24 protein-coding genes are annotated in these 22,168 nt (G+C 70.4%); 12 read left to right on the plus strand and 12 right to left on the minus strand.

The features are described from left to right. Positions 1-15: 15 nt before the first annotated feature. The 4 genes from JW592_RS21365 to JW592_RS21380 form a co-directional block, all read right to left on the minus strand. Positions 16-777, minus strand: a complete 762-nt coding sequence (locus JW592_RS21365; protein WP_209266796.1) for an SDR family NAD(P)-dependent oxidoreductase — start codon at positions 775-777, stop codon at positions 16-18. 120 nt (positions 778-897) lie between these two features. Then, the gene (locus tag JW592_RS21370; RefSeq protein ID WP_209266797.1) at positions 898-1,782 is read right to left on the minus strand and encodes a helix-turn-helix transcriptional regulator; all 885 of its coding nucleotides are present in this window, start codon (positions 1,780-1,782) and stop codon (positions 898-900) included. A 96-nt stretch (positions 1,783-1,878) separates the two neighbouring features. Beyond that, complete coding sequence (locus tag JW592_RS21375) at positions 1,879-3,114, minus strand: MerR family transcriptional regulator (protein WP_209266798.1); 1,236 nt, start codon at positions 3,112-3,114, stop codon at positions 1,879-1,881. Between the two features lie 191 nt (positions 3,115-3,305). After that, positions 3,306-4,244 (minus strand): NAD(P)-dependent oxidoreductase, encoded by a 939-nt coding sequence (locus JW592_RS21380; RefSeq protein WP_209266799.1) that lies wholly within the window; start codon positions 4,242-4,244, stop codon positions 3,306-3,308. Positions 4,245-4,314: 70 nt separating this feature from the next. Here JW592_RS21380 and JW592_RS21385 point away from each other — a divergent pair, with 70 nt between their 5' ends. The 4 genes from JW592_RS21385 to JW592_RS21400 all read left to right on the plus strand — a co-directional run bounded on the left by JW592_RS21385 (position 4,315) and on the right by JW592_RS21400 (position 6,725). After that, positions 4,315-4,731 (plus strand): winged helix-turn-helix transcriptional regulator, encoded by a 417-nt coding sequence (locus tag JW592_RS21385; RefSeq protein ID WP_209266800.1) that lies wholly within the window; start codon positions 4,315-4,317, stop codon positions 4,729-4,731. 232 nt (positions 4,732-4,963) lie between these two features. Then, positions 4,964-5,392: a helix-turn-helix domain-containing protein gene (locus JW592_RS21390; protein ID WP_209266801.1), complete on the plus strand. Its 429-nt coding sequence runs from the start codon at positions 4,964-4,966 to the stop codon at positions 5,390-5,392. A gap of 123 nt (positions 5,393-5,515) precedes the next feature. Continuing rightward, positions 5,516-6,181 (plus strand): hypothetical protein, encoded by a 666-nt coding sequence (locus JW592_RS21395; protein ID WP_209266802.1) that lies wholly within the window; start codon positions 5,516-5,518, stop codon positions 6,179-6,181. A gap of 196 nt (positions 6,182-6,377) precedes the next feature. After that, the gene (locus JW592_RS21400; RefSeq protein WP_209266831.1) at positions 6,378-6,725 is read left to right on the plus strand and encodes a DUF2516 family protein; all 348 of its coding nucleotides are present in this window, start codon (positions 6,378-6,380) and stop codon (positions 6,723-6,725) included. A gap of 64 nt (positions 6,726-6,789) precedes the next feature. Here JW592_RS21400 and JW592_RS21405 read toward each other — a convergent pair whose 3' ends face one another. Further along, positions 6,790-8,406 (minus strand): fused response regulator/phosphatase, encoded by a 1,617-nt coding sequence (locus JW592_RS21405; RefSeq protein ID WP_209266803.1) that lies wholly within the window; start codon positions 8,404-8,406, stop codon positions 6,790-6,792. 375 nt (positions 8,407-8,781) lie between these two features. Beyond that, on the minus strand, positions 8,782-9,894 hold the full coding sequence (locus JW592_RS21410; protein ID WP_307805494.1) for a C40 family peptidase: 1,113 nt from the start codon (positions 9,892-9,894) through the stop codon (positions 8,782-8,784). A 351-nt stretch (positions 9,895-10,245) separates the two neighbouring features. On the opposite strand from JW592_RS21410, the gene pstS reads away from it, so the two are divergent. The 4 genes from pstS to pstB all read left to right on the plus strand — a co-directional run bounded on the left by pstS (position 10,246) and on the right by pstB (position 14,450). Further along, complete coding sequence (gene pstS, locus JW592_RS21415; RefSeq protein WP_209266804.1) at positions 10,246-11,370, plus strand: phosphate ABC transporter substrate-binding protein PstS; 1,125 nt, start codon at positions 10,246-10,248, stop codon at positions 11,368-11,370. Positions 11,371-11,594: 224 nt separating this feature from the next. Continuing rightward, on the plus strand, positions 11,595-12,590 hold the full coding sequence (pstC, locus tag JW592_RS21420) for a phosphate ABC transporter permease subunit PstC (RefSeq protein WP_209266805.1): 996 nt from the start codon (positions 11,595-11,597) through the stop codon (positions 12,588-12,590). Next, entirely contained in the window at positions 12,587-13,660 is a 1,074-nt protein-coding gene (gene pstA / locus JW592_RS21425) for a phosphate ABC transporter permease PstA (RefSeq protein ID WP_209266806.1), read from the plus strand. Before pstC ends, pstA begins: the two co-directional genes overlap by 4 nt. A gap of 13 nt (positions 13,661-13,673) precedes the next feature. After that, positions 13,674-14,450 (plus strand): phosphate ABC transporter ATP-binding protein PstB, encoded by a 777-nt coding sequence (gene pstB / locus JW592_RS21430; RefSeq protein WP_209266807.1) that lies wholly within the window; start codon positions 13,674-13,676, stop codon positions 14,448-14,450. Between the two features lie 235 nt (positions 14,451-14,685). On the opposite strand, the gene JW592_RS21435 is transcribed toward pstB, so the two are convergent. Both JW592_RS21435 and JW592_RS21440 read right to left on the minus strand, forming a co-directional pair. After that, positions 14,686-15,681, minus strand: a complete 996-nt coding sequence (locus JW592_RS21435) for an inorganic phosphate transporter (protein WP_209266808.1) — start codon at positions 15,679-15,681, stop codon at positions 14,686-14,688. Between the two features lie 6 nt (positions 15,682-15,687). Further along, entirely contained in the window at positions 15,688-16,308 is a 621-nt protein-coding gene (locus JW592_RS21440; protein ID WP_026004259.1) for a DUF47 domain-containing protein, read from the minus strand. Between the two features lie 207 nt (positions 16,309-16,515). Here JW592_RS21440 and JW592_RS21445 point away from each other — a divergent pair, with 207 nt between their 5' ends. Then, entirely contained in the window at positions 16,516-16,884 is a 369-nt protein-coding gene (locus tag JW592_RS21445; protein ID WP_209266809.1) for a metal-sensitive transcriptional regulator, read from the plus strand. A 95-nt stretch (positions 16,885-16,979) separates the two neighbouring features. Here the strand turns inward: JW592_RS21445 and JW592_RS21450 are convergent, their stop codons facing one another. Then, positions 16,980-17,204 carry a hypothetical protein gene (locus tag JW592_RS21450; RefSeq protein WP_209266833.1) on the minus strand — a complete coding sequence of 75 codons (225 nt, stop codon included), beginning with the start codon at positions 17,202-17,204 and terminating at the stop codon, positions 16,980-16,982. A gap of 166 nt (positions 17,205-17,370) precedes the next feature. Further along, positions 17,371-18,240 carry an SCO4651 family lipoprotein gene (locus JW592_RS21455; protein WP_209266810.1) on the minus strand — a complete coding sequence of 290 codons (870 nt, stop codon included), beginning with the start codon at positions 18,238-18,240 and terminating at the stop codon, positions 17,371-17,373. Positions 18,241-18,354: 114 nt separating this feature from the next. On the opposite strand from JW592_RS21455, the gene JW592_RS21460 reads away from it, so the two are divergent. Continuing rightward, the gene (locus tag JW592_RS21460; RefSeq protein WP_209266834.1) at positions 18,355-18,618 is read left to right on the plus strand and encodes a hypothetical protein; all 264 of its coding nucleotides are present in this window, start codon (positions 18,355-18,357) and stop codon (positions 18,616-18,618) included. A 16-nt stretch (positions 18,619-18,634) separates the two neighbouring features. On the opposite strand, the gene JW592_RS21465 is transcribed toward JW592_RS21460, so the two are convergent. Both JW592_RS21465 and JW592_RS21470 read right to left on the minus strand, forming a co-directional pair. Next, entirely contained in the window at positions 18,635-19,354 is a 720-nt protein-coding gene (locus JW592_RS21465; protein ID WP_209266811.1) for a phosphatase PAP2 family protein, read from the minus strand. Positions 19,355-19,596: 242 nt separating this feature from the next. Then, positions 19,597-20,577 (minus strand): C40 family peptidase, encoded by a 981-nt coding sequence (locus tag JW592_RS21470; protein WP_307805493.1) that lies wholly within the window; start codon positions 20,575-20,577, stop codon positions 19,597-19,599. A 364-nt stretch (positions 20,578-20,941) separates the two neighbouring features. Between JW592_RS21470 and JW592_RS21475 the strand changes: the two genes are divergently transcribed. Further along, positions 20,942-21,250: a DUF8827 family protein gene (locus JW592_RS21475; RefSeq protein ID WP_016472248.1), complete on the plus strand. Its 309-nt coding sequence runs from the start codon at positions 20,942-20,944 to the stop codon at positions 21,248-21,250. Positions 21,251-21,344: 94 nt separating this feature from the next. Further along, positions 21,345-21,995 carry an O-methyltransferase gene (locus JW592_RS21480; RefSeq protein WP_209266815.1) on the plus strand — a complete coding sequence of 217 codons (651 nt, stop codon included), beginning with the start codon at positions 21,345-21,347 and terminating at the stop codon, positions 21,993-21,995. Positions 21,996-22,168: the final 173 nt, after the last annotated feature.

Consider the following 22,168-nt stretch of genomic DNA (forward strand, 5'->3'; position numbering starts at 1 on the left):
GCAGGCCACGGACCGTCAGGCTCCCGAGGGGACCGAGCCGACGAGGCCGCCGTCCACGATCAGGTCCTGACCGGTGATGTACGCGGCGTCGTCGGAGGCGAGGAAGGCGACGGCCGCCGCCACGTCGTCCGGGTGGCCGAGGGTGCCCAGCGCCACCTCGGCCGAGTTGCGGACCTCGGCCTCCGGGTCGGTGTTGGCCTCCCGCCACATGCGGGTGTCGATGTAGCCGGGACTGACGGAGTTGACGCGGATGCCACGCGGGGCCAGATCGGAGCCCAGGGTCCGGGCCAGGTTGTGGACCGCGGCCTTGCTGGCCGAGTAGGCGGCCGCGACGGGCAGCCCGCGGTGCAGGGTCCAGGAGGCGTTGATGACGACGGCGCCGCCCTGCGGCATCAGCCGGAGCGCCTTCTGCACGGTGAAGAAGACGCCCTTGAAGTTGACGTCCACGGTCCGGTCGAAGTCGTCCTCGGTGATCTCGGTGGTCGGCTTGAAGACGCCGATCCCCGCGTTGGCGAAGACCGCGTCCAGGCTGCCGCGCCAGGTCTCGACACGGCGCATCAGCGCGTCGGTGTCGCTGAGCGAGGCGGCGTCGGCCGGAACAGCGAGAACCCTGCCGTCCGCCGCGCCGAGCCGCTCGACCGCCGCGTCCAGACGCGCCTTGTCACGTCCGGTGAGGACGACATAGGCGCCCTCGTCGAGCAGTCGTCGTGCCGCGGCGAACCCCATGCCGCTGGTGCCGCCGGTGATCAGGACTGTCCTGTTCGTGAATCGCTGCATGCCGACGATCCTCGACCGGCGCGCGCGTGCGCAGCAGTGCCGGCTGAGCCTGGGTCCGACACCACCACCCTCGCTGTCGGGCCCGGCGCGGGGCCGTGCCGAAGACATCGGCCGCGCCGGCTACGGCACCGGTTCGGGTTCCGGTTCGGGCTCCGATTCGTCCCGTGCCCCGGCCAGCAGCGCGGCCACCCGCTCCTGCGTCGGCGTCCCTTCGGCGGGGGTGTACAGCAGCAGCCGCGCGCCCGGCAGGTCGGCGACCGGCAGCATCGTGTAGTCGAAGGTCAGCTCCCCCGCCGCGGGGTGCACCAGGGACTTGACGCCCTCGGTCGCGCTCCCCACCGGGTGCTCGGCCCAGACGGTGGCGAAGGTGGGGCTGACGGCGCACATGTCCTCGGCGATCCGGCCGAACTCCGGGTCGTCGGGGTAGCGCGCCGCGTCGGCGCGGAAGAGGCCGACGATCTGCCGTGCCGCGTCCTCCCAGCCGCAGAGAGAGGCGCGGAAGTGGATGTTGGTGAAGAAGCTGACCAGGCAGCTGTGGTCGCGCTCCCCATAGCCGAACACCAACCCGGCCGCCCGGTTGACGGCCACCAGCTTCCAGTGCCGGTCGATGACGTAGGCGGGGCGCGGCAGCCAGCCGTCGATGACCCGGCGGATTCCGGCCGGGACCGACCGGTCGGCGGGCAGCGCCGTCGGCGGATTCAGCCCGGCCAGCAGATACAGGTGCTCGCGCTCGGCGGCGTCCAGCCGCAGCACCCGCGCGATCGCGTCCAGCACCTCGGCCGAGACGTTGATGTCCCGCCCCTGCTCCAGCCACGTGTACCAGGAGACCCCCACTCCGGCGAGCACCGCGACCTCCTCCCGCCGCAGGCCCGGCGTACGCCGCCCGCTCCCGGCCGCCATACCCACGTCCGCGGGCGTCACCCGGGCCCGCCGCGACCGCAGGAACGCCCGAATCTCCGCACTGCGCCGCTTCCGCGCCTCCGCGGGCAGCTTCGAGATCTCCATCCGTCCATGCTAGAACCGCCGCCCTCGGAGCCCCGTCCCGCCGACAGCGGGGGACGGGGCTCCCGGATACGGCCCGGCACGCGCGGCGGGCGCGGTTCAACGTGAGACTTCGTCGGCACCCACCACATCGGCGACCACGCAGCTCACGTTGTCCGGGCCGCCGGCCTGGTTGGCCAGGTCGACCAGCGCCCGTACCGCCTGCGCCGGATTGGCCACCGTGGTGACGGCCCGGCGGATCTCCGCCGTCGGCACGATCGCGGACAGGCCGTCGGAGCAGAGCAGGTACCGGTCCCCCGCGCGTGCTTCGCGCAGCTTCATATCGGCGGCGCCGCCGGCCGCCGTGCCCGCCCGCCTGCCGTGCGCTCGCGTGCCGCCCGCTCGCGTGCCGCCGCTGCCCGTCAACGCGCGGGCCAGCAGCGCGGGCTGCGGGTACGAGTCGGCCTCAGCGGGACTCAGCCGCCCCTCGTCGAGCAGCTTGCGCACCAGCGTGTGGTCGTCGGTGAGCTGAAAGAGTTCGCCGTCGCGGAGCAGATAGGCGCGGGAGTCCCCGACGTGGACGAGAGCGAGCCGGGAGCCGGTCCACAGCAGCGCGGTGAGGGTCGTGCCCGCCTCGTCCGCGTCCGCGAGGCCGCGGACGGCGCGCCCCGCCTCCTCGACGGCGTTCTCCAGGGCATTGAGGAGTTCACCGGCCGGCAGCGCTGCGATCCCGTCGGTCCGCAGCCGTCGGAGCGCGCCGACGGCCGCGGCGCTCGCGTCGCCTCCCGCGCGCCCGAACCCGTCGGCGACGGCCAGCAACCGCGCGTCGGCGTACGCGGTGTCCTGGTTGTTCTCGCGGATACGCCCCGTGTCGGAGTGGGCGGCGTAACGGATGCTCAAAGGTGCGTTCGGAGTGTGGGACACAGGGGCCACGTCCTCCCGTGAGAGATGGTCGACGAGGAAGGTGACCAGGTCCCGCCGCGCGGCGACCTCCGCCTCGGCCTCCGCCCAGTACGCCCTCACTTCCCGGGCGGCCGCCGCGCCCGGCGCCGACGACGCGAGGTCGCACACGTGCCGGATGCGGGCGAGCGGCATGCCCAGGCGGCGCAGCCAGGCCACCAGCCGGGCGCGGTCGAGCTGCTCGGGGGCGTAGTGGCGGTAGCCGCTCGCCGGATCGACGCGGGCGGGCGTCAGCAGACCGAGTTCGTCGTACAGCCGCAGGGCCTTGGGCGAGAGCCGCGACGCCTTCGCGAAGGCCCCGATGGTCAACCAGCCGTCACCCGTACGAGTACCGGCTTCCGCGCCGCCGGCACCCCGACCCGCGCCGTCCGCACTCGCGTTCGTGCCCACACCCATGCCCGGCCTCCCTCCTCACCGGGCTCTCCGCACGGCACCGCCGATGCTGCGGCTTCCCCGAAGGGGAAGGTCAACCGTGGGCCCGACGGCACGGTCACCATGCCCCGACGGCACGGTCACCGTGCCGTCGGGGCATGGCCGGCAAACGCTCGGCGGCACCGCGCGGGCCCCGGCTGGGCCGAGGGCAGTGCTCAGTGACGTCCCAGTACCTCCGCGACACGGATGAACCCCTCCGCGCCGTGCCCCAGCCCGATGGTGCGCCGCGCCCAGCCCTCGACCGCCCGCATCACTCCGGCGTCGATGCCGTGCTCCTCCGAGGCGTGCACGATGTGCGCCATGGAAGAGGCGCCCGAGGTGAGCGGGTTGATCCGGCCCGAGAAGGTGCCGTCGTCCGCGTCGCCCGCCCACTCCTCGAAGAGCGGCGGGAGAATGGCGGCGATCCCCTGGGCGAACGGCGCCAGTTCGCGCGCCCCGATGCCCTCCGCGCGGGCCAGCGCGACGGCGTGCGCGTAGCCGGCCATCGCCGTCCAGAAGATGTCGAGCAGGGCGACGTCGAAGGCCGCCGCGCGATTGATCTCGGAACCGACGTGGGTGTGGGTTCCGCCCAACGCCTCGAGCACGGGCAGGTGCCGCTCGTACAGCTCGCGCGGGCCGCTGTGCAGAAAGACGGCGTCGGGGGTGCCGATGGACGGGGCGGGTGTCATGATCGCGCCGTCCAGGTACTGGATGCCGTGCCGGTCCGCCCACTCCGCGGTGTCGCGGGCACGCGCCGGGGTGTCCGCGCTGAGGTTCACCACCGTCCGGCCCTTGAGCGCGTCGGTGACGGCGTCGCGGCGCAGGATCGCGTCCGAGGCGTCGTAGTTGACCACGCAGACGACGGTCAGTTCCGAGGCGGCGACGGCTTCCTCGGCCGAGGCCGCACGCACAGCGCCCCGTTCGACCAGTTCCTTCTCCTTGCCCGGGGTCCGGTTCCAGACGGTCGTCCGCACCCCTGCTGCCAGGAACGCACCGGCCAGCTCCTGCCCCATCGGGCCGAGCCCGAGCACGGTGACGGCATTGGCTTCTGCCTCCGGCCCGCCGTCGGAAGACAGCCGCGCGGTGGCGTGTTCGTGTTGGGTGGACGTGGACATGCTTCAACTCCCATGTGAATACGATGAACAGCAAAATGAAGCGACAATCGCCGATAAAAGGGGCACGACGATGACGCGCAGCCGTGCACAGGACACCAACGTCTGCGGAGTGACCGCCGCGATCGCCGTGATCGACGGCAAGTGGAAGACCGCCCTGCTCTGGCAGTTGGAGTCAGGCCCGCGCCGCCCCGGCGAACTCCGCAGAAACCTGCCGGGCCTCACCGAGAAGGTGCTGACTCATGCCCTCCGCGAAATGGCGACGGACGGCCTGGTGCACCGTGAGGTGTACGACGTGCTGCCGTTGAAGACCGAGTACTCGCTGACCCCGTTCGGCCGCGACCTCGCCGAGGCACTGGCCCCACTGTCGGACTGGGGCCATCGCCGTCTGGAACGGCTCACCGGAACGTCGGCGTCCGCGACGGTGGCGGTGACGGCACCGGCGGCACCGACGGCACCGGGAGCCGTCCGGCCGGAACCGGTCAACTGACTGTCCGCCCGCCCTTCGCACCCCCGCCACCTCCCCGGCTCACCTTCCGCTGCCCGCCCCTTCCGGGCCGACCCGGCCGGTCCCCCGACCGGCCACCAACAGACTCACCCGGCCCCCGCCCCCTGCCAAGTACCCACAAAAAAGTGGCCGTCGCCCACGCTCACACGCCCGGAGGGACACACTTGCAAGCGGGTTGCTTGCAATAGTTAGCAATCGGGTGCACTCTGGAGGCATGGCCTCGCTCAATGTCGGGAACCTCGGCGAGTTCCTGCGGGAACAACGGCGGACCGCGAAGCTGTCGCTGCGGCAGCTCGCGGAGGCCGCCGGGGTCTCGAACCCGTATCTGAGCCAGATCGAGCGCGGCCTGCGCAAGCCGAGCGCGGAGATCCTGCAGCAGCTGGCAAGGGCGCTGCGGATCTCGGCGGAGACGCTCTACGTGCAGGCCGGGATTCTCGACGAGCGGGACCGGCAGGACCTGCTGCAGGTCCCCGCCGCGATCCTCGCGGACCCCTCGATCAACGAGCAGCAGAAGCAGGCGCTGCTCCAGATCTACGAGTCGTTCCGCAAGGAGAACAACGCGCAGCGGGCGACCGACCACGACGCGGCGGACCCGCCGGCCGAGGACTCCCGGGCGGCGGAGCAAGGACGACAAGCGGAGTAAGGACAACAGGGGCCGCGGCGGTCCACGCCACCGGTACCGCGTCGCCGCACCGCGCCGGATGTGCCCGGCGCGCCGCGACAGGCGGCCCTGACAGGCGAGTTGAGCCACGAAAGGCGAACCCTCATGCCCATCGCGAACGACCTGCGCAAGACCCTCACCGACACCAAGCCCCTCTACGTCGCGGCGGGCGTCGTCGACAAGATCCGCGAAGAGGCGCCGCAGGCCCTCGCCGCGGTCCGGGAGGCGGACCCCAAGGAGGTCCAGGCGAGGCTCACCCAGCAGGCCAAGGAGACCCAGGCCAAGGTGAACGAGACCCTGACCGGGCTGGACACCGACATCAAGAAGCTCCGCGAGCAGGCGCAGCACCTGGCGCTGCAGAGCGTCGGCGTCGCGGCGGAGTACGCGATCAAGGCCCGGGAGGCGTACGACGAGCTGGCGGTGCGCGGCCGCGAGGCGGTCAAGAACTGGCGCGGCGAGAGCGACGACGACTCCCCCGAGGTGACCGTGGAGCGCGAGCCCGCCCAGCCGGTGAAGATCGCCGAGCCGCCGGCCGAGGAGACGGGCAAGGCCGACACCGGCGCAGCCGGCAAGAGCGGCGCCGGTAAGACCGCCGGTAAGACCGCCGGTACGACCAAGAGCGCCGGCGGCAACGGCACCAAGGCCACTTCCCGTACCGCCTCCAGCGCGTCCGGCACCTCCGGCGCCAAGAAGACGGCCGCCACGCGGAAGTCGACCAGCACCTCCTCCACCTCCTCCACCCGGAAGTCGGCTCCCAAGACCGACTCCTGATCCGCGTGCGACGCCACGGGGGAAGCAGAGCGGGGAACGGGCCGGGCACCCTTCGCGGGCCCGGCCCGTTCCACCAGTGCTGCGGTACGGTTGCGGCAAAGCCCCTGCCAGACCGCGTCACCCGACAAGGCGACACCCGAGGCACCAACCGAGGCGACCGAGCCACGGACCGACACCGACCGGGAGTGTGAGCACCATGCTGTTCGCGGGCTTTCAGGCCACAGTCATCGGGCTGATCACCGTTGCGCTGCTCGCCCTGGCCCTGTTCGCCTTCGTGGACGCCGCCCTGCGGCGGGAGGATGCCTACCGGGCCACCGACAAGCAGAACAAGCAGTTCTGGCTGATCATCCTTGGCATCACCGTGCTGGTGAATCTGCTGGTGCCGATGTTCCTGCTGAAGATCATCGGGCTCATCGCCACGATCGTCTACATCGTGGACGTCCGCCCGGCTCTCAAGGAGATCATGGGCAACGGCCGCGGCGGCCGCCGTCCGCGCGGTGGGAGCAGCAGCGACGGTCCGTACGGGCCGTTCAACGGCCGGTGACAGCTTCCTCCCCCGGCTCGTCCGTGTGACCTCTGGGACCCCTGGGCCCGCCCGTGGGCCCGGTTCAGCGGTCCCTGTCCAGGTCCTGCTCCAGGCCCCGGCCCAGGCCCCTGTCCAGCAGCAGGACCGCCACGTCGTCGGTCAGCTCGCCTCCGTTGAGGCGGCGCACCTCGTCCATCGTCTCGTCCAGCAGCCGCTCGCCCTGAGCGCCCTCGGCCATCCGGGCGGCGACGATGTCGAGCATGCCCTGCTGTCCGAGCCGCTCCCGGCTCGGCCTACGGCCCTTCTCCACGGGGCCCTCGTCGGCCCGGCCCTCATCCACGCGGCCCTCATCCACGCGGCCCTCGATCAGCCCGTCCGTGTACATCAGCAGGCTCCAGGACGGCCCCAGCGTGACCTGGCGGCGCGGCCAGCGTGCCTGCGGCAGCAGACCCAGCGCGGGGCCGCTCTCGTCCTCGGGCAGCAGCCGGGGCTCGGTCCCCGTCCTGTCGCCCGCGAACAGCGGGGAGGGGTGACCGGCCAGACAGACGCCCGCGCTGCGGCCGTCGGCGGCGATGTCGACGGTGCACAGCGTCGCGAAGATCTCCTCGCTGGCCCGCTCGTTCTCCAGCACCTTCTGCAGCGTGCTCAGCAGCGCGTCGCCGCTCAGCCCCGCGAAGGTCAGGGCGCGCCAGGCGATGCGCAGTTCCACGCCGAGGGCCGCCTCGTCGGGGCCGTGGCCGCACACGTCGCCGATCATGGCGTGGACCACACCGTCCGAGGTGCGGACGGTGTCGTAGAAGTCGCCGCCCAGCAGGGCGCGGGAGCGACCGGGCCGGTACCGCGCGGCGAACCGCAGCTCGCTGCCCTCCAGCAGGGGCCGGGGCAGAAGTCCGCGCTCCAGCCGGGCGTTCTCCTGGGCGCGCAGACGGGTCTCGGTGAGCTGGCGCTGGGCGAGGTCGGCGCGTTTTCGCTCGACGGCGTACCGGATGGCGCGCATCAGCAGCCTTCCGTCCAGCTCGTCGCGGAACAGATAGTCCTGTGCTCCGACGCGTACGGCTTCCGCGGCGCGCTCGGCGTCGCTGCCGTCGGTGAGCGCCAGCACGGCGTGCCGGGGCGCCATCCGCAGGACGCGGCGCAGGATCTGCAGTTCGTCGGAGCCGGGCGCCGGGACGGGCGCGGCTGCGGCGTCCGAAGCCGAGCCGGCACCGGAGCCCGATCCCGAACCGGAGCCGGACGCCGAACCGGAGCCCGAGCCGGAGCCCGAACCCGGACCGGCGAGGTCGCCGGAGCCCGGCTGGGGGACGGCACCGGCGGCGGGAGCCGCAGCAGCCGCGGTGCCCGGGACGCCGCCGATCCCGGGTATCGCACCCGGGGGCGCGACCTCCGGCAGCTCCGCGGGAAATCCCTCGGACGGTGCCTCCTCGCTGTCCCCCCGCACCTCGTACGGCAGTGCGAGGTCCAGCAGGATGCAGTGGACATCGTCCGTGAGCAGCCGTGCGGCCTCGGTGAGGTTGCGGGCCGTACGGACCCGCACCGGCCTGCCGTACGCGTCGAGCATGCGGGGCACGCTCAGCGCACCGGCCGGATCGTCCTCGATGACCAGCAGGGTCAGGCTGCTGCCGGGTCCCTGCGCGGCCTGCCGGGCCGGCGCGTCGGCGGACTGTGCCGCCGCCCCGGCCAGGGGCGCGCTTACGGGCATGCTGAAAACCTCTCCCTCCCCCGAGGGCGGGTGTGGTGTGCACGCCGAGCGGCGGACACCATGGCTGAGCCCGGAACGGCGCGCGGTGGTCGGGCGCTCGTCATCCCGGGCTTTCGGACAAGGACCTTAGCGCCCCTGTGCGGATGGACGGAATGGCCGACGATAATCCGCCCCTGTCATATGCCCACGCCAGAACGGGAATTCACGGCGTTATACGGCCCTTTTCTCCGGTCTTCACATGACCAAGCTCACGCGCGGGAAACCGGAAAAGCGCGCACGCGGGACGAAATCCGCCCGAGATTCCACCGATCGCCCCCGATCATCCTCGCGCACCCTCGCTCGCCCCCGCGGACGTGCCCGCTATGGGCCCGCCGCCTACTTGTCCGGGCGTACGACCCCCAGAATCGGCATCGTTCCCGCGCCCTCGACCGTGATCTGCCGACCGGTACGCGGGGCGTGCAGCAGCGCACCGTCGCCGATGTAGATCCCCACGTGGCTGGCGTCCTTCTTGTAAATGATCAGGTCACCCGGGCGCATCTTCCCGACCGGAACACGCGGCAGCCGTTTCCACTGCTCCTGCGAGGTGCGCGGAATGTGGTATCCAGCCGCCTCCCAGGCGCGCATCGTCAGCCCCGAGCAGTCGAAGGTCTCGGGGCCCTCGGCGCCCCACACGTAGTCCTTGCCGAGCTGCTCGGTGGCCCACTCGATGGCACGGCGGCCCTCTGGGGAAGCCTTGCCCTTGAGCCCCTTCAGTACGCCGGATTCGAGCCATTTGGCCTGCCGCGCCTTCGCCGCCTGCTCCTGCAGCTCGCGCAGCCGCTCCCGCTCCTCCGCCTTGAGACCGGATTCGATCTTCTTGGCCTGCTTCAGCTGCGCGGTGATCTTCTTCTTCGCCGCGGCCTTCTTCTTGCGGGTCTTCTCCAGCTTCTTCCACTCGGCGGTGGCGTCCTTGGCGTAACCCCGAAGCTCGGCACGCGTCCTGGTGAGGGAACCGATCAAGCCACGGGTGGCCTGCTGCCCCTTGCGCGCCAGCGAGACGCCGTGCAGGAACTTCTCCGGGTCGTCACCAAGCATCAGCTTGGCCGCGTCCGGCATGCCGCCGCTGCGGTACTGCGCACGGGCCATGGCACCGGCCGAGTTGTTGAGCGCGTCCAGCTTGTCCTGGGTGGTGTCGATACGCTTGGCGAGCTTGACGATGTGCTTCTGCTGCTTCTTGACGGCGTCCTCGGCCGCGTTGTAGGCGTCCGTCGCCGAACCGGCCCGGTCGTGCAGCCGCTCGATCTGCTTGCGGATCTGCTCGAGGCCGGGCTTGCGGGTTCCGGAGCTCTCGCCGGTTCCGGACCTGGTGCCGCCCGGGTCCGGCCTTCCCGGCTCGACGGCGTACGCCGTACCCAGCGCCGGCCCCGCGAGCAGCGCCATGGCGCAGACCATCACGAGCGTGCCGCGCCTGCCGGACGGGAGAGTCGAGCTGCTCTGCGGCCGTCGCACCCGGGCCACCCCCTGATTGTGGTCAACTTTGGCCGACGCAGCGGATAGTGCCATGCCTGACCGCAAGACAACAGAGGGACGTACTGACGAGTATCAACGGCGCCCACCCGGAAGTCTCCCCCGGACACTCCCCCTGGGGGAGCACCGGACACCGCCTCCCGGGAGCACCGGGCTGACGGCCGAGGTTCACTCCGCGTTCACTCAGCTCCGTCGGCCGCTTCACCTGATCTGTCTAATTTCAGCCTTACGAAGAGCGCGGCACCCCCCGAGACAGGGACTGCGCCCCATACGCCAGAGAATCCGACGGCCGGCCGGTCGTCGCTCCCGGGCCCAGGAAGGAACTGAACGAAAGTGAAGCTTCAGCGCACGATCCGGCTCCGCACCGCAGCTGTGGGCGCTCTCACGATCTGCGGCGCCCTGGCCCTGAGCGCCTGCGGCTCGGACGACAACTCCGGCGGTTCGGGCAGCGACACGTCCAAGGCAGCCAGCAAGATCAAGTGTGAGGGCGAGGAGAACCTGCTCGCCTCCGGCTCCAGCGCCCAGAAGAACGCGATGGACATCTGGACGCAGACCTACCAGTCGGCCTGCGGCAGCACGAAGATCAACTACAAGCCGACCGGCTCGGGCGCGGGCATCCAGGAGTTCCTCCAGGGCAAGACGGCCTTCGCCGGCTCCGACTCGGCGCTCAAGCCCGAAGAGGTCGCCAAGTCCAAGAAGGTGTGCAAGGGCGGTCAGGGCATCGACCTGCCGATGGTCGGCGGCCCGATCGCCGTCACCTACAACCTCGAGGGCGTCGACGACCTGGTGCTGGACGCCGACACGCTGGCCAAGATCTTCGACTCGAAGATCACCAAGTGGAACGACCCGGCGATCAAGAAGCTCAACCCGGACGCGAAGCTGCCGGGCAAGAAGATCCAGGCGTTCCACCGCTCCGACGAGTCGGGCACCACGGACAACTTCACCAAGTACCTCAACTCCGCCGCGCCCTCCTCCTGGAAGCACGAGCCGGAGAAGGCATGGGCGGGCAAGGGCGGCCAGGGCGCCGACGGCTCCTCCGGCATCGCCACGAACGTCAAGCAGAACGACGGCTCCATCGGCTACGCCGAGCTCTCCTACGCCACAGGCAACGACCTCGACACGGTCAAGCTGGACACCGGTGCCCAGGAGCCGGTCGAGGCCACCGCTGACAACGCCTCCAAGGCGATCGCGGACGCCAAGGTCGTCGGCCAGGGCAAGGACCTCTCCCTGGAGCTGAACTACAAGACCAAGTCCGCGGGTGCCTACCCGATCGTCCTGGTCACCTACGAGATCGCCTGCGACAAGGGCAACAAGAAGGAGTCGCTGGCCGCGACGAAGTCCTTCCTGAAGTTCACCGCGAGCGAGGACGGCCAGAAGGCCCTCAAGGAGAAGGGCTACGCCCCGATCCCCGACGAGATCATCACCAAGGTCCGCTCCACCATCGACGGCCTGAGCTGATCTTCTCGCCGCCGCGGCAGGCAGACGATGCCGGCCGCGGCGGCGAACATCCGGACGGCGTGGGCCGGCGGTGCCGAGCGCACCGCCACCCACCCCCATCTGTAAACGGCGCCCCGGACCTCACCGAGTGAGGGGCTGCCAGAACCTTCCGGTGCACCGCCAAAGGGCCGCCCGCGCACCGACGCCGAGCGCGCGGCGACCCGCACCGTCAGACCGGAGAAACCATGGCTATCGAAACCCCGTCCGCGACAGCGGGCCCCACCGGGCCCCCGGCCTCCCCGGCCTCCGCGAAGGGCGCCACTCGCAAGGGTGACCGAATATTCCTGGGCCTCTCCAGGGGTTCCGGGATCACCCTGCTGGTGATCATGGCGGCCATCGCCGTCTTCCTCACCTGGCGAGCAGCGCTCGCCATCAGCGCCGACGAGGCCAGCTTCCTCACCAGCTTCGAGTGGGACGCCAACGCGACACCGCCCCGTTTCGGCATCGCGGTCCTCGCCTTCGGCACCGTCGTCAGCTCCATCATCGCGATGGTGCTCGCGGTGCCGGTCGCCGTCGGTATCGCGCTGTTCATCTCGCACTACGCGCCGCGCAAGCTGGCGACCCCGCTCGGCTACGTCATCGACCTGCTGGCCGCCGTCCCCTCCATCGTGTACGGCCTGTGGGGTGCGCTCTTCCTCGTCCCGCACCTGACCGGGCTCTACACCTGGCTGGACGAATACCTCGGCTGGACGCACATCTTCAGGTACGAGGGCGGCGCCGCTCGCTCCCTGTTCACGGTCGGCATCCTGCTCGCAATCATGATTCTGCCGATCGTCACCAACGTCTCCCGCGAGGTCTTCCGGCAGTCGCCGAAGATGCAGGAGGAGGCGGCCCTCGCACTGGGCGCCACCCGCTGGGAGGTCATCCGCATGTCGGTGCTGCCCTTCGGCCGCTCCGGCGTCATCAGCGCCTCCATGCTGGGCCTGGGCCGCGCGCTGGGCGAGACGATGGCCGTCGCCACGGTCCTCTCCCCCAGCTTCCTGATCAAGGCCAGCCTGCTGCAGCCGGGCGGCGGCACGTTCGCGCAGAACATCGCCGCGGGCTTCAAGGAGGCCGGGGGCATGGGCCGGGACGCGCTGATCGCCTCCGGCCTGGTCCTCTTCGTCATCACCCTGCTGGTCAACGGCGCGGCCCGGCTGATCATCGCGCGCCGCAAGGAGTACTCGGGAGCGAACGCATGAGCCAGACAGCTGTGGCCGACGCCCCCGTCGAGGGCGCGGCGCCGCCCCTTCCGTCGCTGAAGCAGCCCCGGCTGCCGCGCTGGGCCCCGTTCGTCCTGGCCCTCGTCTCCGCCGCGCTGGGCAGCGGGATCGGTGTGGTGGCCGGACTGGACAGCCGTATCCAGTGGGGCCTGATCGCCGCCGTGCTCTACCTCGGCATCACCGCGGTGCTCGCCGGTTCCGTCGAGGGCACCAGGCAGGCCAAGGACCGGCTGGCGACCAGTGCCATCTGGGTCTGCTTCCTGCTGGCCGTCGTACCGCTGGCCTCCCTGCTGTGGGAGACGGCCGCGCGCGGGGTCAAGGTCCTCGACGGCTACTTCCTCACCCACTCCATGAGCGGCGTGATCACCATGGAGCCGGGCGGCGGTATCTACCACGCGCTGATCGGCACCCTGGAGCAGGTCGGCCTGGCCACCCTGATCGCGGCCCCGATCGGCCTGCTGACTGCGATCTACCTGGTCGAGTACGGCAGGGGCCGGCTCGCCAAGGCCGTCACCTTCTTCGTGGACGTGATGACCGGCATCCCCTCGATCGTCGCCGGTCTGTTCATCCTCTCGTTCTGGATCATCATTCTGGGCTTCGGCTACTCCGGATTCGCGGGCGCCATGGCGCTGGCGATCCTGATGATGCCGATCGTCGTGCGCTCGACGGAGGAGATGCTCAAGCTCGTCCCCAACGAGCTGCGGGAAGCGTCGCTGGCGCTGGGCGTGCCGAAGTGGAAGACGATCCTCAAGGTCGTCCTGCCGACCGCGGTCGGCGGTATCACCACCGGCATCATGCTCGCCGTCGCCCGCATCGCCGGTGAGTCGGCGCCCATCCTGCTGCTGGTCTTCGGCTCGGCCGAGATCAACAACAACCCCTTCGAAGGCGCGCAGTCCTCGCTGCCGTACTACATCTACGAGCAGTGGGCCCTCGGCAACGAGCCGTCCTACGACCGCGCCTGGGCAGCGGCCCTCGTACTGATCGCCTTCGTCATGATCCTCAACCTGGTCGCCCGCGGCATCGCCCGCTGGAAGGCCCCCAAGCACTAAGGGAGTGATTCCCATGGCCAAGCGGATCGACGTCAGCGGCCTGACCGCCTACTACGGCAACTTCCGCGCCATCGACGACATATCCATGACCGTCGAGCCCCGCTCCGTGACCGCCTTCATCGGCCCCTCCGGCTGCGGCAAGTCCACCTTCCTGCGCACCCTCAACCGGATGCACGAGGTGACCGCGGGCGGGCGCGTCGAGGGCAAGGTGATGCTGGACGACGAGGACCTGTACGGACCCGGTGTCGACCCCGTCTCCGTACGCCGCACCATCGGCATGGTCTTCCAGCGGCCCAACCCCTTCCCGACCATGTCGATCTACGACAACGTCGCGGCGGGGCTGCGGCTGAACGGCGAGCACCGCAAGAAGGACCTCGACGAGGTGGTCGAGCGCTCCCTCAAGGGCGCCAACCTGTGGAACGAGGTCAAGGACCGGCTCAACAGGCCCGGTTCCGGCCTCTCCGGCGGTCAGCAGCAGCGGCTGTGCATCGCCCGGGCCATCGCCGTCGAACCCCAGGTGCTGCTGATGGACGAGCCCTGCTCGGCGCTCGACCCGATCTCCACGCTCGCCATCGAGGACCTGATCGGCGAGCTGAAGTCGCGCTTCACCATTGTGATCGTGACGCACAACATGCAGCAGGCGGCGCGGGTTTCCGACCGCACCGCGTTCTTCAACCTCGCCGAGGTGGGTGCCCCCGGGAAGCTCGTCGAGATCGACGACACCGAGCGCATCTTCTCCAACCCGTCGGTCCAGGCCACCGAGGACTACATCTCGGGCCGCTTCGGCTGAGCCCTCGGGCCGAACCCCTGGGCCGGGCCGGCCTTTGACAGCCGGCCCATTGTGACCGCCCGCGGTGCTGCATGGCGGTGCCACCGCGGGCATCCTTGTTGCCCCCTCCCCTGTCATTTACGGGGAGGGGGTGCCGCTTACCGACTTCTGCGGGCTGCGGGTTGGTTTGTGGTTGTGGGGGCACCTCCCGGCCGGAGGCTGGGGGAGCGGTTCCCCGCGCCCCTGACGGGACGCGTCAGCCGAAGACCAGCTTGATGGCCCCGTAAACGAGCGCCGCCATAACGGCCGCGGCCGGCATGGTGATGAACCAGCCGAGGATGATGTTCTTGGCGACGCCCCACCGCACCGCGCTGACCCGCTTGGTGGCTCCGACGCCCATGATCGCGGAAGTGATCACATGGGTGGTCGAGATGGGCGCGTGGAACATGAAGGACGTGGTGTACATCACGGACGCCGCGGTCGTCTCGGCGGCGAACCCCTGCGGAGGGTCGAGTTCGATGATGCGCCGCCCCAGGGTGCGCATGATGCGCCAGCCACCCGCGTAGGTGCCGAGCGACAGCATGGCCGCGCTGGCCACCTTGACCCAGATGGGGATCTCGTTGTGCTGCTGCACATCGGCGATGGTCAGCGCCATGACGACGACACCCATGGTCTTCTGCGCGTCCTGGAGGCCGTGCCCGAGCGCCATTCCGGCCGCCGAGACGGTCTGCGCGATCCGGAAGCCCCGCTTGGCACGGTGCGGGTTCGACCTGCGGAAGAGCCACATGATGGCGCACATCACCAGATAGCCGAGCAGCATCCCCACCAGCGGCGAGAGGATCATCGGGATGACGATCTTCTCCAGCACTCCCCACCAGTGGACGGCGATGGCACCGGCCAGCGCCGCGCCCACCAGGCCGCCGAAGAGGGCGTGGCTGGAGGACGAGGGAAGCCCGAAGTACCAGGTGATGAGGTTCCACACGATGGCACCGACCAGCCCGGCGAACAGGACGGCCATGCCGCTTTGGCCGTGCGGGGTGGCGATCAGCCCCTCGCTCACGGTCTTGGCGACACCGCTGCCGAGGAACGCCCCGGCGAGGTTCATCACCGCGGCCATGGCCAGAGCCGCACGCGGAGTCAGCGCCCGGGTGGAGACCGACGTCGCGATGGCGTTCGCGGAGTCGTGGAAGCCGTTCGTATACGTGAAGAAGAGCGCGACACCGACGGTCACGATCAGCGCGAAGGTGTCCACGGAGCGTCAGGACTCCTTGACCGTGATGGTCTCGACGGTGTTGGCCACGTGCTCGAACGCGTCGGCGGCCTCCTCCAGCACGTCCACGACCTGCTTGAGCTTCATGACCTCGATGGCGTCGTACTTGCCGTTGAACAGGTGGGCCAGCAGCTTGCGGTGGATCTGGTCGGCCTGGTTCTCCAGCCGGTTGACCTCGATCCAGTACTCGGTGAGGTTGTCCATGGTCCGCAGGTTCGGCATGGCCTCGGCGGTCAGCTCGGCGGCCCGCGACAGCACCTCGATCTGCTGCTCCACTCCCTTGGGGAGCTCCTCGATCTGGTAGAGGACGACGAGGTCGACGGCCTCTTCCATGAAGTCCATGATGTCGTCGAGGGAGGACGCCAGGTTGTAGATGTCCTCGCGGTCGAACGGCGTGATGAAGGAGGAGTTGAGCTGGTGGAAGATCGCGTGCGTCGCGTCGTCCCCCGCGTGCTCGGCCGCGCGCATCCGTTCGGCGATCTCGGTCCGCGCGGAGGATTCGGCGCCGAGCAGTTCCATGAGGAGCTTCGAGCCGGTCACGATGTTGTCCGCGGAGGCCGCGAACATGTCGTAGAAGCTCGTCTCCCTGGGGGTCAGACGAAAGCGCACTGGGGGTCCTCGGGGTGCATCGATGACGGTCTCGTTGATGCTAGGCGCATCATCCGGCCACAGCGAACCGGCGTCCCCAGTGTCACCCATGGAGACTCGCCTGCTGAAGCGGGCTCCGAGAAGTCCGGTATCATATACCCGTCAGGGGTATCGAAGGCCCGGTACCACCGCCCCGACCGCCCCTCACCACCCACCCGGGAGGACCGCATGACGTCGCCGCAGACCACACCGGACACGCCGGAAACCGTGGCCCAGGCCACTTCGGAGTGCTGTTCGGCACACGCGGCCACCGGCGAGCACGGCTACACCAAGAACAAGGACGCTCACGTCAAGCGACTGCGCCGGATCGAGGGCCAGATCCGCGGCCTCCAGCGGATGGTGGACGAGGACGTCTACTGCATCGACATACTCACCCAGGTGTCTGCTTCCACCAAGGCCCTCCAGTCCTTCGCGCTCCAACTCCTGGAGGAGCATCTGCGGCACTGCGTGGCCCACGCCGCGCTGGACGGCGGTGCCGAGATGGACGCCAAGGTCGAGGAGGCCACCGCCGCCATCGCCCGCCTGCTGCGCACCTGACCCGGCCAAGAACTCCCCTCGGCGGACGAAGGACCGGGGACGTCAGCAGACGGCGGAGGACCGGGGCGTCAGCAGACGGAGGGGGACGGGGGACGTCAGCAGGCGGAGGACCGGGGAAGATCGTCCGGTTCGTCCGCCGCGCGCCGCAGCACCTCATCGATACGGGCCGCACTCAGCGGCCCCTCGGCGGCGGACGCGGCGATCATCAGTTCGCCGCACAGCTCGATCTCGGCGAGAGCGACGTGGTCCTGCATCTGCGAACGCCGCCGACAGCGGCCCCCACGGCCGTCGCCCCTGCCGTCACGCTTCGGTACGGGCACACGTATCACCTCCCGTGCTGCACGGATCCCCCGGGCGGAGCGCCGCGGTCGGGCCCTGGCCCAGCCTCCCAGCCTAGGGAGACCGCCGCCCGCGTGCACGGCACTTCCGAATCATTTACCGCACGAGACGGCGGTCGAACGCCGTTGAGGGCAGCATCGGGGGGCGCTACGGTGCGGCGATCTCCCCGGTCCAGATGTCGCCGGGCTCCGGCATCCTGATCCGCACCCGGGTACCGAAGGCGTACAGCCGCGTCGTCGAGGAGACCGTGTAGTCGGCGTCGGGCGGGCTGTCCGGGTCGGCGGCGAAGGTGAAGCGGTGCTGGACCTTGCGCAGCCGCCCCTGCCCGTCGAGGTAGGCGTCGAACGGCACCGTATGCCCGGAGAACCCTTTCTCCGCGGCCTCCAGCCGCCGCCGGGCCATCGGTGGGGCACCGGCCGCCGCGCGCTCGATGTCCACCACGCCGCTGTAGTGCCACACCCGGCTGCCGTCCAGCTCGGTGACGCCCTCGTACGCCACCTGCCGTGCCCCGCGCAACAGTTGCGCCGCGGTGACCGGGTCGGTGGCGCCGCCCGTCACCAGGTTTCCGTCCCGCAGCCCGGTGGTGTCCACCCGCACCCACTTGTCGGCCGGCACGCCCGCGCGGTTGCGCATGTACAGCGCGCCCGGCGTGACCAGCTCGCGCACCAGCCTGCGCTCCCCGGGAGGCGTCCCGTCGGCACCGGGCGGCAGTGTGACCCGCAGCCGCCCGGTGCCGGCCGCCAGATCGAAGGCCCCGCGCCCCTCGATGGTGACCCGCGTATGGCCGGTGACCATCTCCATGGCCGTACGCACCCGCGCGGTCCCGGCCCTGGCCAGTTCACCGGCCGCCGCGAGCACGGCAGCCCGGCCGGGGCCCGCGGACCCGGCGGGCGGCTGTGCGGTCACCACCCCGCTCTCGGCCGAGCACCCGGCCACCGACAGCAGCACCGCGCCGAGCGTCACCACCACGAGTGGGAAGGGCACCGTGCCGCCTCGGGACTGCCGCCGCACTGCCATCTCCAGCCGACCCCTCGCTGCCGGTCGCCGCCGGCCGGTGAGCGGGCCGGTGGCGGATTCGACGGTTCAACGAGGCCCCTGTGAACGCCGTCACGGCCCGAGTACGGTGGTCACGTGCGAGAGCGAGTTCCCGAACACCAGCCGGACCCGACGCACCCGACGCCCCATCCGTCCCAGGTGGCTCATGTGGCCCCGCCCGGAACGTCGTTGACGGAACGGGGCTCCTTCTGCTCCGCGATCTGCACCTGCGGCTGGCGAGGCCCGGCACGGCGCGCCCGCGACCGCGCCCGCGAGGACGGCCACGCCCATCACCAGCACGAGCACGGCGGCGGCCACACGGCGACGCCCCCGCCGGAGGGTACGGCGGGGGCGCTGTAGCTCTCGGAACCGGCCGTCACGCGGCCAGGTCGCGGTCCCCGGTCCGGCGCCGCGCCCCGCCGTCGCGCCCGCTCCTCGCCCCGCCGCCCGCGGCGGCCGCACCGACGGCGGCCGCGGCAGCGCCCGCCCACAGCAGCGCCTCCAGGCGTGCGTTGCCGGCCACGGCCCGCACCAGCGGCGTCAGCGCCCACATCGCGACGGGGGCCAGCAGCAGCGCCACCGCGGTGCCCAGCGCCAGCCCGCCGACGACATCGGTGGGGTAGTGCACTCCCATGTAGACGCGGCAGAAGCCCTCCAGCACGGCCAGGCCGATGGCGATGAGCCCCGGCTTGCGCTGGACCATGAAGATGCCGACCGCGATGGCCATGGTGAGCGTGGCGTGGTCGCTGACGAAGGAGAAGTCCGTCTTGCCTGCGACGAGGACCTCCAAGCCCTTGTGTTCCAGGAAGGGGCGCGGCCGCTCCACAAAGCCCCGGATGGGGATGTTGACGGCCAGTGCGATCAGCGCGGCCAGCGGGGCCCAGACCAGCCCGGCGAAACCGCTCAGCGCTTCGTCCCGGCTCTCCCTCTTACGGGTGACTCCCCACCAGGCCCACAGGGCCAGTACGACGAGCCCCACGGCGATGCCGTACTCCCCGATGTACTCCATGGCCCGGTCGGCCCAGGTGGGTGCGTCCTTGGCCAGCCCGTTGATCTCGTAGAGCAGTTCGACATCAGGGTTGTCCCAGAGTGCCATCGCGGTGCGGCCCCTCACTTCGGCTGTGTGCTCATCGCTGGATCTGCGCTGACGACCCCCCGTGGTCGCGGTGCGGAAGTCCCATTCCGTGGAGAAAAACGCGCTGCGTCAGGTGAACCGTTCCGTTCTTACCGAAAGATCACCAGGACGTTACCCAAGGGTGACCCGTAGCCGCAGCTCAGGGCCTACGCCTCACGGATTGTTGACGCAATCCCTGCGCTGCACGCACAAGCTCACCCGGGTCACTTGGCAGACGGCCGAGTCGCCCCGAAGTAGTCAGGGCTGTCGATGGGGTCGTAGCGGATCTTCGCTCCCGTGTAGGGAGCGTTGATCATTTTGCCACCCCCGACATAGATGCCCACATGGTGGATGGTCCGGGAGTTGGTGAGGTCGTGGGCGAAGAACACCAGATCCCCCGGCAGGAGTTCACCGCGCTTGGGATGCGGCCCGGTGTCGTACTGGTCGTTGGCCACCCGCGGCAGCTTGACGCCCACCTTCGCGTACGCCGCCTTCGTCAGACCCGAGCAGTCGAACCGGCCACCCTGCTCCGGCGTACCGTTGCCGCCCCACAGATACGGGGTGCCCAGCTTGCTCTGCGCGAAGGCGATGGCTCCCGCGCCCTGCTTGGTCGGGCTCAGCCGCCCGGTGGACGCGGCGAAGCTCTGCTCCATCCTGCGGATGGTGGCCACATAGTTCTTCGTCTCGCTGTAGGGCGGCACCCCGCCGTACTTGATGACGGCATAGGGGCCCGCGTTGTAGGCGGCGAGCATGTTGTCCGTGAGATTGCCCGGCACGCCCTTGACGTTCTCGGCCAGCTTGCAGTCGTAGCTCGCGGCGGACGGAATGGCGTCCTCCGGGTCGTGCACGTCCTTCTTGCCGTCGCCGTTCGCGTCGAGACCGTGCGTCGCCCAGGTGGCGGGGATGAACTGGGCTATGCCCTGCGCCTTGGCGGGACTCTGCGCCTTGGGGTTGAAGCCGCTCTCCTGCTTGAGCTGTGCGGCCAGCAGCGCGGGGTTGAGTGCCTTGCACATGTTGCCGGCCTTCTGGATGAGTCCCGCGTAGGCAGCGGGCACAGCGCCCTTGGCGAGCGCGACGGCCCCGCCGCCCACGCCCAGCAGGCTGGCGGACGCCACATACGTGCCCACCACGAGCAGCGCGACGAACAGGGAGAAGGCTCCCAGCCCGCCGCCGATCGCCAGCAGCCACGCTCTTCTACGGCGCACTCCCCAACCCTCCCCCACAGGACACCAGTTCGGTCACGCCGACCACACGGCACCATCATTCCAGGCCGCGCCCCGGAGCGGAACGGCGGACAGCGGGCGCGGGGGTGAACGCCGCCTCGCACCCTGCTCCACACCAGGCTCACCAGGGGCGCACAGAGGTACGACCGAGCAATGGATGCTCCGCGCCGCCGGCCCACGGACTCCAAGCCCGGGGCCTCATCGCACACAGCCTCATCACACCCATCAACCCACCCTGGCCGTCCACCAACCGGGGCCACTTCGGGCAAGCTGGACGCCCCCGTTGTCACCGGGCCGTGGCACAATCCGTCAGAGACAAACCTTGAAACTAGGCGGTGAGTTCACCATGTTCCTGGCGGCTGACAAAGGCGATATCACCACCATCATCGGCGGCATCGCGCCGGACTGGGGCCCGTTCGGCTCCCTCGGCCACGAGGCAAGAGTGATGATCGAGGTCATCATGGCCGTGGCCATCCTGCTGTGCCTCGGCATCGCCATCTGGGGCGCTGCCAAACAGCGGATCGGCGCCACGGCCCTCCGCGACACCTTCAGCGCCGAGCAGGGGAAAGGTTTGATCGTCGCCGGACTGACCGGCGTGTTCATCATCGGCTCGCTCGGCACCCTGTTCACCATCGTCTACGGCATGGCGGTCTAGCGACCTGCAACGGCAGGCCGCACCACGGGCTGCCGCCCCGCCGTCGACCCACGGACGCACCCGCGTCCACCCGCGCCCGCTCACCTGGAGCTCCATGGACATCGTGAACCCCGCCCTCGACGACTATCTGCTGGCCCACTGCACGCCGGCCGACGAGATCCTCCGCGACCTCGTCGAGGAGACCCACGAGCGCGTGCCGGAATTCCCCACCATGCAGATCACGCACGACGAGGGCGAGTTCCTCACGATGCTGGTCCGACTGACGGGTGCCAGGACCGCGGTCGAGGTCGGCGTGTTCACCGGATACTCCTCCATCTGCATCGCCCGCGGACTCCCCTCGGACGGGCGGCTGATCGCCTGCGACGTCTCGGAGGAGTGGACGTCCATCGCCCGCCGCTACTGGCAGCGCGCCGGCCTCACCGACCGCATCGACCTCCGCCTCGCGCCCGCCCTCACCACACTGGGCGAGCTGCCCCAGGAGGAGTTCGTGGACTTCGCGTTCATCGACGCGGACAAGGCCGGCTACCCGGCGTACTACGAAGCGCTGGTGCCCCGGCTGCGGCCCGGCGGGCTGATCGTGCTGGACAATGTGCTGCGCAGCGGCCGCGTCGTGGACCCGGCCGCGCAGGACGAGGCGGACATCGCCATCCGCCAGATCAACGACACCATCACCGCGGACCCCCGCATGCAATCCGTCATGCTGCCCCTCCGCGACGGCGTGACGCTGGCCCGCAAACGCGAATAGGCTCCGCCCGGCGCCGGGACGGTAACGATGGCCTCCGCCCGGCTCTGTGGCGCCGTGGCCGCGGTCCGTCTGCCAGAGGAGCCCAGCGGAGCCAGGGTCCCGTCCCGGGGCTCGAGGAAGAGCCGAGGACCCGTACGAGGCCCAGGAAGCAGGGCAACCACCGCAACCCACCC

The sequence above is a fragment of the Streptomyces spirodelae genome (genome assembly GCF_017676385.1).
Classification (GTDB): domain Bacteria; phylum Actinomycetota; class Actinomycetes; order Streptomycetales; family Streptomycetaceae; genus Streptomyces; species Streptomyces spirodelae.